The sequence below is a fragment of the Paraburkholderia sp. Cy-641 genome, from assembly GCF_011752945.1.
Taxonomy (GTDB): domain Bacteria; phylum Pseudomonadota; class Gammaproteobacteria; order Burkholderiales; family Burkholderiaceae; genus Paraburkholderia.
Genome location: NZ_VWWM01000026.1, coordinates 20,179 through 31,998, shown reverse-complemented (window position 1 = coordinate 31,998; position 11,820 = coordinate 20,179). Strand labels below are relative to the sequence as shown.

Here is an 11,820-nt window from a genome sequence, read left to right as displayed (position 1 = left end):
ATGGACGTCACCGTCGTATGGGCCGCGATCATCGCATTGGGCCTTTTCATGTATGTCGTGCTGGACGGCTTCGATCTCGGCATCGGCATCGTCTTCCCGTTCTTCCCCGACGAAAAGGAACGCGACCTGATGATGAACACGGTCGCGCCGGTCTGGGACGGCAACGAAACCTGGCTCGTGCTCGGCGGCGCCGCGCTGTTCGCGGTGTTTCCGGTCGTCTATTCGACCGTGCTGTCGGCACTGTATCTGCCGCTCGTCTTCATGCTCGTGTGCCTGATCTTTCGCGGCGTATCGTTCGAGATCCGCGCGAAGGCTCGCCGCACGAAGCACCTGTGGGACCTCGCCTTCATCGGCGGCTCGGCCGGCGCGACATTCTTCCAGGGCATCGTGCTCGGCGCGTTCCTGCAAGGCATCCCCGTGATCAACGGCGCCTATGCCGGCGACGCGTTCGGCTGGCTCACACCGTTCAGCCTGCTGACGGGCCTCGGGCTCGTCGCGACCTATGCGCTGCTCGGCTGCTGCTGGCTCGTCGCGAAGACCGAGGGCGATCTGCAGCGCCGGCTGCATCGCGTGGTATGGCCGCTCACGCTCGTGCTGCTCGGCTTCATCGCGCTCGTGAGCCTCTGGACGCCACTGATGGACGCCGGCATCGCGCAGCGCTGGTTCCACGACGGCATCTTCCACCGTCTGCTGCCGGTGCCGTTCCTCGTCGCAATCTGCACGTTCTTCATGCATCGCGCGGTGCGCGCGCGCCATCACAACACGCCGTTCGTGCTCGCGCTGACGCTCGTGCTGCTCGGCTACCTCGGGCTACTCGTGAGCCTGTGGCCGTATGCGATTCCGTCGAGCCTGACGCTATGGCAAGCGGCCGCGCCGCGCACGAGTCAGACGTTCACGCTGGCCGGCGCGGCGGTGATTCTGCCGGTCATCGTCGCGTACACGACGATGGGTTACTGGATCTTCCGAGGCAAGGTGCGCCATGACGACCCCCATCACTATCACTGACCCCGCCGGCACCCGCGCCGCCGCGCCACGCGCACGCAGACTGCCGGGCTGGCTCTGGTTCATCGCCCTATGGTGCGGCGGCGTGGCCGGGGCGATGTCGCTCGGTTTCGCCTTCAAGCTTCTGATGAATGCGACGTTATTCGCAGTCGGATAGCCGCCTGCGAACGCGCGTCGATCCGGCCTGCATAACCTGCCGGGGCACGCGCGAAAGCGCTTAAAAAAAGGCCTGCGCGGCTCGTCTACCTAGCAAGCCGGAACCTATGCGCGAGAGCCCTGCCTTACACATCAGGTAGCGCATCGAACGATGCCGGCGAGGGAGAGGAACGAGGCGGACAACGGTAAGCGACGCAGAAGCGCGGCCCGGGTATCGGGACGAAAGCACGCCGCGCAAGCCTGATGCACGAGCGCGGAATACCGGCCATGATGCGTTTCACGAGAACAGAAGCACACTATCCTGCAACGGCGGTAGCCCTCAACGGACAGGCCCGACTCGCGGAGACATCATGAAGTTTCTTGTGGCCGACGACCATGAACTGATCCGGCAAGGCGTCAAAGGCATGCTGCGCGGCTTCGATCCCGAAGCCCAGTTCGACGAAGCCGATAGCTGGGAAACACTCGCCAGCGCCGCGCGTCCCGATGCCAATCACGATCTTGCGATCGTCGATCTGCATATGCCGGGCATGAGCGGCGCAAGCTCGCTCGAAGCGCTGCTCAAGGCGAACCCGGCGCTGCCGCTCGTGGTGCTGTCGGCGGAAGAATCGCCCGACGAAATGCGTGCGGTGCTCGCGGCCGGCGCGCTCGGCTTCGTGCCGAAGCGGCAGCCCGCCAGCGTGATGCTGAAGGCGATCGAGCTGGTGCTCTCCGGCGGCGCCTATGTGCCGATGGAAGCGCTGAGCCTGCTCGGCGCGCGCGATACGCCAGCGGCCGATGCCTGCGCCGGCGCGGCTTCGGGCACGGCTTCCGGCACGGGAGCTGAAACGGCCGCCGCGCTCGCCGGCATTGCCAGCCATGGCGGCGCTTCGCAATCCGCTGCACAATCCGCCGCTCAGGCGCCGATCCCGAGCCCCGCCGCGCGGATGCCGGCGCTCCAGCCGCATCAGCAGCATCTGCTGGAAAACCTCTCGCCGCGTCAGCAGGACATCATGCGGCTCGTGCATCGCGGCTGGACCAACAAGATGATCGCGCGCGATCTCGGCGTCGCCGAAGGCACCGTCAAGGTGCATCTGTCGGTGATCTTCCGCGCGCTCGGCGTGCATAACCGCGCGACGGCGATTGCGGTAATCAACGGCTGGCTCGAGGCGGGGAAGAGTTTGTAGCGACGGGGTTCGCGGCGACGGCGCTCACCGTGGCCGCGCCGGTTGCTGTCTCGTTCTGTACACCGCTGCTTGCACCACCCTTGCCGCCCTCGCCACCGTCTATGCCCGCCCCCGCACCGTCACGCAACATGGGTGCCGCCGCCGGCCGTCCCTTGTCCAGTTCCGCCTGCTGCCACAGCATTTCGAGCGTGCGCCGCAGGCGCGCCGGCGTCACCGGCTTGTGCAGCACCGGTATGCCCTGCAACACGAGCGCCGAGAGTTCCGTCGACGCCATATCGCCGGTAATCAGCAAGGTCGCGACATTGCCATGACCCGCGCGCGCGAGCGCGCCGCGCACTGCCGCCAACGCCTGCGCGCCGGTGCGGTGATTCGCGAGCTGGTAATCGCAGAGCACCGCATCGGGCACGAAGCCGTCCGCGAGCGCGGCCAGCGCCTCGGCTTCATCGCGCGCGCCGAACGCGCTGCACCCCCAACGCCGTAGCAGGCTTTCGATTCCTTCGAGAATCGACGGGTCGTCGTCGATGCACAGCACGCGCCGCTCCTGCGCCGCCGGCCCGCCCGTCACCGAATCGTTGAGACTCCCGACGATGCCGGCCGCGTCGCCCGCCTGCACCGCAAAGCGGAACACGGAGCCGCGCCCCGGCGCCGAGCGCAACTGCAGTTCGCCGCCGAGCAGATCGACGAGCCGCTTGACGGTCGGCAGCCCGAGGCCGTGCCCCTGACGCGCGTCGCGCTGCGGATTCGCGACCTGATAGAACTCCTCGAAAATATGCGCGTGCTCCTCGGGCGCAATGCCGATGCCCGAATCGCGCACCTCGATAAAACCGCCCGTCTGCCGTCCCGCGCGCCGCAAGCCAAGCCAGATCGCGCCCTCTTCGGTGTAACGCACCGAGTTCGACAGCAGGTTGCTCAGCACGCGTTCGAGCAGTACGGGGTCGTCGTAGACGACCATCGCGGTCGGCGCGATGCGCAGCGCGAGCCCCTTCGCCGCGGCCTGCGGACGATACTGGCTGCCGACCCGCTCGAACAGTTCGGCAAGCCTGAAATGCAGGCGGATCACCTGGGTCACGCCACTTTCGAGCCGCGCGAGATCGAGCACCTGGTTGAACAGCTGGTTCAGCGCCTCGACGTTGTAGACGATGTGCCCGGCCGTCTTCGCGTGCTGCACCGGCGTCGCGGCCGGATCGTTCAGCGATGCCGCGAGCAGTCCGATCGCATGCAGCGGCTGCCGCAAATCGTGGCTCGCGGCCGCGAAAAAGCGCGTCTTCGCGAGGCTAGCTTCTTCGGCCACGCGTTTTTGCGTCGCCAGCGATTCCGCGAGGTACTGCTGATCGACGCGCGCCTGCACGACCTGGCGAAACAGCTTGCGGTAGCTCATCGCATAGACGTTGATCGCGCAGAAGAAAAACGCGAGGACGATCGCGAGAATCGTGCGGTCGAACGTATGCGAGCCGAAATGCAGCACGATCGACGGCAGTAGCAGGAACGGGATCGAGGTCGAAAAGTTCAGGAGGTCGAAACCATTCGACATGAAGACGCCGGCGGCGAGCGTCACGAGCATCACGGTATGCAGCAAGGGCAGATCGGCCTGCGAACTCTGGAACGCGAACCACACCGCGAAGCCGGGGCCGCTGTAGAGCAACACGCCGCGCAACGCATGCAGACGAATCCACTCGCGCGGCGCAACGAGTTGCGGATAGCGCCGGTTGCAGATCCATAGCGCGAGGCCCGCGCAATTGGCTAGCGCATAGAAGCCGAAACACGCGATAAAAAGCGCTGGCGACGGTATCTGCGGCCAGTAGATCGCAATGAGCACGGCCATCGAAAACCAGTGAGAAAAGAAGGCGATCGGATCTTGCGCATAGAGCACGCGCACGAGGTCTTCGTCGATGGCACGCTGGATCGGGTCGGCCCGCATCGCGCGGTCTCCTTTGTCGAACGGCGCGGCCCCGACATGGCCCAGGCGCCGATTATCCCCACCATGCGCCCGCTTCGCGAGCGCGACATTTCCCCGAACGTACGTCTACTCTTCAGACGAAAAGAAAGGAATCCGTCAGAAGGTTTACCCGGCAGTTTACCCATCAGCTAACACTTAATCCATATAGGCGCGAGCGTTGCCGCGAACCATACTGCATTCACGTTTCAGCGCGGCATTTCAGGCTTCATCCAACGCTTCGCGGCCCACCGCCGAAGCTCACCGCGCTCCTTGTCCCCACGCTGACGGAGGTTTCCATGGGCGCAGTCCCAAGCTACGAGTTCGCCCGCCAACTCGACGACGCGATCCTGCCCGACCTGTGGCGCAGACGCACCCGGCTGTCCGCGGACGAAATGGTGTCGATCGTCGAACTGGTCCGGCGCGCGTTGCGAACCTATCACCCGCTCGAATTGCAGGCGCTCGGCGAAGACAAGGAAGAACTGGTCGCTCAGTTCATCTACGCAAAGGTGCTGCGCCTCGCGCCCGGCCACACCGAAACGAGCGCCTGCGCGGACAGCGCGCCGTCGAACAGCTACGCGGTATGCGCCTATTTCCGCCGCTATCTGATCGACTGCCTGCGCAGCGCCGGCCATCAACGCAACGTCTCGATGGAAAACGAGGGCATCGAGCAGGAAATCGATCTGCATGCCCAGGCACTCGAAGATCCGGTGCAAAGCGTGCTGCTGCAATACGGTCTCGACGAGCAGTGCGTGAGGTTCGCGGCACGCGAATTTATCGAAGGGCTCGACGAGCCCGAACGGATCGTGCTGGCGGGCAGCCTCGGCTGGTGCTCGGAAAGCAAGGGCGGGCTCGCGGCGGTGGCGGCTCGGCATCGGGTCCCCTCTTATCACTATCGCGCCGTCAAACTCGGCGTCACGATGAAAAAGACGGCCGGTGCCGAGGAATTTTCCAACACGAAGATCGGCCGCTGGCTCACCGACGTGCTCGGCATCGCCATCGACATCGAAAATCGCGAAGCTATCCTGCTCGCGCTGAACCTGCTCGCCGCGGAATCGAGCGACAGCGAAATGAATGAAGTGGCCGCCTAACGGACGACATAACAGGCCACATAAAAAGCGATGGACCCGCGCATGAGCGCACGGCCGGCCAAACCACAAGAAAACCGCCCACTCATGCCGCCCGACACGTCGCACGCTACGGTTGCGCGCCTTGCACGGCGCGCTTTTTTTGTACGCCCATTCCACCTACGATAAAAAATCTGCTGCCGCGCGCCGTCTTTATTCCGAAGCACAGCTTCCGTTCCCCGCATCCGACTCCAGACGAGGTGGTCCTGATGAACCGCTTATCGAGCGCGCCGACGGCGCTGCAACGGCATTACGAAGTGGTCGTGGTCGGTTCCGGCTATGGCGGCGCGATCGCCGCGAGCCGCATGGCGCGCGCGGGCCGCAGCGTCTGCGTGCTCGAGCGCGGCCGCGAATTCATGGCCGGCGAATACCCGCGCACGCCCGTGCAGGGCGGCGAGCAGCTCCAGTACAACACGGCCGAGGCACAGCTCGGCTCGCCGCTCGCGCTGCTCGAAGTACACGTGAACGAGGACGTCAATGCGGTGGTCGGCTGCGGGCTCGGCGGCACCTCGCTGATCAATGCGAACGTCGCGCTCGAAGCCGATCCGCGTCTCTGGGACGACCCGCGCTGGCCGGCCGCGCTGCGCGCCGACAGCGACGGACGCGACGCAGGTTATGCGCTCGCGCGGAAGATGCTGTCGCCGTCGCCGGTGCCTGCCGATTTTGGGCCGCTGCCGAAGCTCGACGCGCTCGAAAAATCGGCGCAGGCGCTCGGCATGGCGAACCGCTTCAGCCGCCCGCCGATCACGGTCACGTTCACGAAGGGCCCGAATGCGGCCGGCGTCGAACAGCAGCGCTGCGTCGGCTGCGGCGATTGCAACTCGGGCTGCAACTACGACGCGAAGAATTCGACGCACATGAACTATCTGCCCGATGCGGTCGCGCACCGCGCACAGATTTTCACGGGCGCGGCCGTGCATTCGGTGCTGCGCGATCCGGACACGCAGCAATGGAAGGTCAACTTCCAGCTCGTCGAACTCGGCCGCGAGAGCTACGGCGCGCCCGATCTGTTCGTGCTGGCCGACGTCGTCATCGTGGCGGCGGGAACGATCGGTTCGAGCGCGCTGCTGCTGCGTTCGCGCAAGGAAGGCCTGAGCACCTCGGACATGCTCGGCCGGCGCTTCACCGGCAACGGCGACGTGCTGGCCTTCGCGTACAACACCCGCGACACGATCAATGGCGTCGGCTGGGGCGAGCATGCGCCGGGCGAAATTCCCGTGGTCGGGCCGACCATCACCGGGCTCATCGACGTTCGCCAGAACGGGCCGGATGCGAAGGACGGCTACGTGATCGAGGAAGGTTCGCTGGCCGGGCCGGTCGGCGAAGCGCTGGTCGGTATGCTCGGCTCGGTCGCGCCGCTCGAAGGCGTGGACCCGGGCGGACCACCGACGCTGCGCGAGCGGCTCGCCTACGACGCGCGCGCCATCGAGAGCCTGATACGCGGCCCGTATCACGGCGCGCTGAACCACACGCAAAGCTATCTCGTGATGGCGCATGACGACGAGGATGGCCGCATCACGATCGACGAGCGGGGACGCGCGCGCATCGAGTGGAAAAACGCTGGACGCCAGCCGCTCTTCAAGGCGATCGAGAACGTGCTGATCCAGGCCACCGCGCCGCTCGGCGGCAAATATCTGCGCAATCCGATTTCGACAAAGATTCTCGGCAGGCGCACGGTCACCGTGCATCCGCTCGGCGGCTGCGGAATGGGCGAGGACGCGGAACGTGGCGTAGTCGATCATATGGGCCGCGTATTCAGCGGCACGGCTGGCAATGCAGTACACGACGGCCTCTATGTAATGGACGGCGCGGTGATGCCGATGTCGCTCGGCGTGAATCCGCTGCTGACCATCTCCGCGCTCGCCGAGCGCAATTGCGCGCTGCTCGCGAAGACGCACGGCTGGTCGATCGATTACGCGAAAGCGGGCGAGGCCGCCGCGCCGCCCGCGCAAAAAATCGGCCTGCGCTTCACCGAGACGATGGTCGGCACCTACACGCCGAAGGTGGCCGGCGAGGCGGCGACGAGCCCGATCGAATTCACGCTCACGGTCGAGTCCGACGATCTCGCCGATATGCTTGGCAATCCACAGCATCTCGCGCACACCGCTGGCACGCTGACCTGCCCCGCCCTGTCCGCGCAACCGCTGACGATAACGGACGGCACGTTCAACCTGTTCGTCGTCGACGCATCGGATGTCGACGAACGCAACATGACGTATCGCATGACGCTCAACGCGGCCGAGGGCAACACCTACTATCTGAGCGGCAGGAAGATCATCACGCGCACTTCGCCGATCAATCTCTGGGAGCAGACCAATACGCTTTACGCGGACATCCGCGCGACGGCCGACGACACCGCGCCGCCGCTCGGCACCGCGAGGTTAATCATCACGCCGGAAAACTTCCTCAAGCAGCAGCGCACGCTCGAAGTCACGCACGCGCCCGATCTGAAAACGCGCCTCGAATGGACGCTGAAGTTCGGCCGGTTCTTCGCGGGCGTGCTGTTCACCGAATACGGCGGCGTGGCCGCGCCGTTGCAGTTCTACGATCCGGCGCTGCCGCCGCGCGCGAAGCGCACGCTGCGCGCGCCGGCGCCGCAAATCAGCTGGTTCGATACGCCCGACGGCACGAGGCTCAGGCTCACGCGCTACGTCGATCCGGCCGCGGGCAAAGCCGGCAAACCGGTCCTGCTGATTCACGGCTCGGGCGTGTCGAGCCGCATCTTCTCGACCGATCTGACGCCGACCAATCTCGTCGAGTATCTGTGCGCCTCGGGCTTCGACGTCTGGCTCGTCGATCTGCGCGTGAGCATCGAACTGCCGAGCGTGCTCGTGCCGACCAATGTCGACAAGGTCGCGCGCGAGGACATTCCCGCCGCGGTCGCGAAGATTCTCGCGCTGACCGGCGCACCGAACCTGCAGGTGCTCGGTCATTGCATGGGCGGGCTCGCGCTGAGCATGTCGCTGATGCATGGGCTCGAAGGCGTACGCTCGGCGGTAATTTCGCAGGTGTCCGCGCATCCGGTGCCCGGCACGCTGCAACGGATCAAGGCCGGGCTTCATATTCCCGACCTCATGCAGCATCTGCGGATACGCGATCTGACCGCCTATACGCAGCAGGATTCGTGGCCCGCGAACCTGCTCGACGAAGCACTGCGGCTCTATCCGCTCGATCACGACGAGGGCTGCGGCAATCCGGTCTGCCATCGCGCGACGTTCCTGTATGGACTGCTCTACGAACACCAGAAGCTCAACGAAACGCTGCATGCGAACCTGCAGGAGCTGTTCGGCATTCACGACGTCGCCGTATTCATGCATCTGGCGGCGATGGTGCGGGCCGGCAAGCTCGTCGATGCGCATGGCGACGACGTGTACTTCACCGGCGCGAACGGCATGAAAGGGCTCGCGGGTATGCGCCTGCCGATCGGCTTCATTCACGGCGAGAAGAACGAGACCTATCTGCCGAAGAGCACTGAACTCACCTACGACATGCTGCGCGGCGCGTTCCCCGAGCAGCCGTATGAACGGCATCTGATTCCGGACTATGGGCATATCGACTGCATCTTCGGCAAGAACGCGGCGGTCGATGTTTATCCGGTGATCGTGCAGTATCTCAACGCGCATTGACGGCACGCATTGGCGTGCCGTCATCGGCGCCGTGCATCGGGCGATGCGCGGCGCGGCGCGCGTTTCAATTCGCCGCTGTTGCGTCGCTTCGCTTGGTCGTGCCGCTGTGTCGTGCCGCTGTGTCGTGCCGCTGTGTCGTGCCGCTGCGTTATGCCACCGTGTTGCCCCGCCTCGTCGATGCGTAACGCGTCATCCGCATGACATGGGTTCTCCTCGCGCCATCATTCCGGTATGGTTCATGTTGCGCGACGCGCGGCCCTCCCCGCTTTTTCCGCGCCACGCTTTCGTTGCGCCTTCATTCCACGCACACTCATCCACCCGTACTCTCACTCATCGCGATGAAAAAATTCTTTCTGGCCTTGTTCACCGCCGGCTTGCTCGGCAACACCGTCGCCGCGACGAACGTGCAGGCGGCCGAACTGCGCGTCATGACCTCGGGCGGCTTCACCGCCGCTTACAAGGAACTCGGGCCGACGTTCGCGGCCTCGAGCGGCAACACGCTCGACACGATCCTCGGACCGTCGATGGGTCAATCGCCCGAAGCGATTCCGAACCGGCTCGCGCGCGGCGAATCCGCCGACGTCGTCATCATGGTCGGCTATGCACTCGACGATCTGATCAAGCAGGGCAAGGTCATTCCCGGCTCGCGCGTGGAACTCGCGGATTCGCGCATCGGCATGGTCGTGCGCGACGGCGCGCCGAAGCCCGACATCAGCACGATCGAAGGGCTGAAAAACACGCTGCTGCACGCGAAATCGATCGCCTACTCGGACAGCGCGAGCGGCGTCTATATTCAACGCGAGATGTTCAAGCGGCTCGGTATCGAAGATCAGGTGAGCGCAAAAGCGAAGATGGTGCCGAAGATTCCGGTTGCCTCGGTCGTCGCGAACGGCGACTACGAAGTCGGCTTCCAGCAGGTCAGCGAATTGCTGCCGGTCAAGGGCGCGACCTTCGTCGGCAAGATTCCCGAATCGGTGCAATCGGTCACGCGCTATGCAGCAGGTATTCCGGTGGATGCGCCGCATCCGCGCGAAGCGAAAGCGCTGCTCGACTATCTCGCGTCGCCCGCGGCGCAGGAGACGGTCCGCTCGACCGGGCTCGATTCGGTCTCCGCGCCCTGAGTCGAATGGCTGAATGCGCAGCGAAGCGCGGCTGAAACAACGCCGTGCTATACGGTCCCGGCCAGATGAAAACGCGAGGCCGGATGCCATAGCCGCACCGAGGTCGCGACGTTCTCGCCGACCCACGTGCGCCGCCATAGCAGCAGACACGGCTCGCCGATATCCATCATCAGATGCCGCCGCACATGGGCATCGGGCTTTTGCGCGTAGATGCGAAACTCGGCGCGCTGCACCGGCGCGACCCGCACCATGTAGTGATTGGGCGTTTCGACCGAGAAATCCTGTTGCAGGTATTCGGGGAACACCTTCGGATTGACGTAGCGGTCCTCGTACTGGATCGGCACGCCTTCCTCGCTGTGCACGATGCACGAGTGATACGCGGGGCCGTTTGCGAGACCGAGCGCGTCGAGCGCTTCGGCGTCGTCGCCCGGTTCGAGCGTCAGCACGCGCGCCGTATGGCGATGACCGCGCGCGGCGATTTCATCGGCGATATTGCGGATTTCCAGCACCGTCGATTCATAACGCTGCGCCGCGACGAACGTGCCCGAGCCTTGCACACGCGTAAGCACGCGCTCAGCGGTCAGTTCGCGCAGCGCGCGCGACACCGTCATGCGCGCGACGCCGAATTCCTTGACCAGTTCCGTTTCGGACGGAATCAGCCCGCCCGGTTTCCAGACACCCTCGCCGATGCGATCGAGCACATAGCGCTTGATCTGCTCATAAGCAGGCACCGCCTTGACCGGCGCATCGCGGCCGCGGCCGACGCGGTTCCGCTCCCGCTCGTGGTCCTGCCCGTGGTGCGGGTCGTCCGGTACGGCGGACACGCCGCGCGCCTGTGTTGTTGTTTTCACTGCAAGCCTCATGGGTCGTGCGCCGGCAATACACGTCGTACACCGTGGCCGGTTCTCCGGCGGCCGGGCCCAATCTTACCCGGTTCGGCGGCGAGGCCGGACACTCGACGCTGCGCGCCTACCAGATGAACGGCACGAAGCGGAACCGCACGCGCTTCATATAGGCCGCGTAACCGTCGAGCTGTTCGGCAAGCAGACGCTCCTCGCGCACCGCGCGCCAACCGAAGCCGAACGCCGCCACCGGCAACGCCGCGAGCCCCCACCACGAGCCGAGCAACAGCGGCGTGCCGACGAAGAACAGCAGCGCGTCCGCATACATCGGATGACGCACGTACGCATAAGGCCCCGTGTCGGCAACCTTATGACCGCGGCTCGCCTGAATCTTCACGACCGGCGCCGCATAGCTATTGGCGCGAAACACGAAGCGACACAGGAAGATGCAGAGGAACACGCATAGCGCGCCGAAGCTCACGAGCCAGAGCGGCAGCGGCGCGGACCAGCGAAAGCGCACCGCATCGAAGCCCATCAGGATCAGCCAGCCGAGCCACGCGGGCGCGACCGCGGCCATGAACAGACGATCCCAGCGGCTCTGCTGCGTCTGCACGAATGGCGCGAGCCGCTCGGCCAGCAACGCGGGATCGTGACGCGCGAGCCACACGCCGAGCCATAGGCTCAACACGGCCAGTTCGATCAGATACCACCATGCGGCCGGCCACGCGAGCGTGCCCGCCGCGCCGAACAGCAGCACGCCCATGCTCGCGAGCCACGCGAGCGATTGCAGGATCAGACGCGCGATCATGGCGATATCTCCCTTGGATCGGCTCCTTATGCAGGCGTCTTG

Annotated in this window: 9 protein-coding genes; 6 read left to right on the top strand and 3 right to left on the bottom strand. The window is 65.3% G+C overall.

Features of this window, described 5'->3' with window-relative positions; translation table 11 throughout:
• The 3 genes from cydB to F3J20_RS16480 all read left to right on the top strand — a co-directional run bounded on the left by cydB (position 1) and on the right by F3J20_RS16480 (position 2,321).
• Positions 1–1,005: a cytochrome d ubiquinol oxidase subunit II gene (gene cydB, locus F3J20_RS16490; RefSeq protein ID WP_167283914.1), complete on the top strand. Its 1,005-nt coding sequence runs from the start codon at positions 1–3 to the stop codon at positions 1,003–1,005.
• Entirely contained in the window at positions 980–1,159 is a 180-nt protein-coding gene (locus tag F3J20_RS16485) for a hypothetical protein (RefSeq protein ID WP_167050177.1), read from the top strand. Before cydB ends, F3J20_RS16485 begins: the two co-directional genes overlap by 26 nt.
• A gap of 349 nt (positions 1,160–1,508) precedes the next feature.
• A complete protein-coding gene (locus F3J20_RS16480; protein ID WP_167283913.1) occupies positions 1,509–2,321 on the top strand; it encodes a response regulator transcription factor in 813 nt (270 codons plus the stop codon).
• Here F3J20_RS16480 and F3J20_RS16475 read toward each other — a convergent pair.
• Positions 2,287–4,239: a hybrid sensor histidine kinase/response regulator gene (locus F3J20_RS16475; RefSeq protein ID WP_167283912.1), complete on the bottom strand. Its 1,953-nt coding sequence runs from the start codon at positions 4,237–4,239 to the stop codon at positions 2,287–2,289. The genes F3J20_RS16480 and F3J20_RS16475 overlap by 35 nt on opposite strands.
• Positions 4,240–4,553: 314 nt before the next feature.
• Here F3J20_RS16475 and F3J20_RS16470 point away from each other — a divergent pair, with 314 nt between their 5' ends.
• The 3 genes from F3J20_RS16470 to F3J20_RS16460 all read left to right on the top strand — a co-directional run bounded on the left by F3J20_RS16470 (position 4,554) and on the right by F3J20_RS16460 (position 10,128).
• A complete protein-coding gene (locus F3J20_RS16470) occupies positions 4,554–5,345 on the top strand; it encodes a hypothetical protein (RefSeq protein WP_167283911.1) in 792 nt (263 codons plus the stop codon).
• Between the two features lie 245 nt (positions 5,346–5,590).
• Positions 5,591–9,007: an alpha/beta fold hydrolase gene (locus F3J20_RS16465; RefSeq protein WP_167283910.1), complete on the top strand. Its 3,417-nt coding sequence runs from the start codon at positions 5,591–5,593 to the stop codon at positions 9,005–9,007.
• Between the two features lie 338 nt (positions 9,008–9,345).
• The gene (locus F3J20_RS16460; protein ID WP_167283909.1) at positions 9,346–10,128 is read left to right on the top strand and encodes a substrate-binding domain-containing protein; all 783 of its coding nucleotides are present in this window, start codon (positions 9,346–9,348) and stop codon (positions 10,126–10,128) included.
• Positions 10,129–10,175: 47 nt separating this feature from the next.
• Here F3J20_RS16460 and hutC read toward each other — a convergent pair whose 3' ends face one another.
• Positions 10,176–10,859 carry a histidine utilization repressor gene (hutC, locus tag F3J20_RS16455; RefSeq protein WP_205989171.1) on the bottom strand — a complete coding sequence of 228 codons (684 nt, stop codon included), beginning with the start codon at positions 10,857–10,859 and terminating at the stop codon, positions 10,176–10,178.
• Between the two features lie 238 nt (positions 10,860–11,097).
• A complete protein-coding gene (locus tag F3J20_RS16450; RefSeq protein ID WP_167283908.1) occupies positions 11,098–11,778 on the bottom strand; it encodes an isoprenylcysteine carboxylmethyltransferase family protein in 681 nt (226 codons plus the stop codon).
• Between the last annotated feature and the right edge of the window lie 42 nt (positions 11,779–11,820).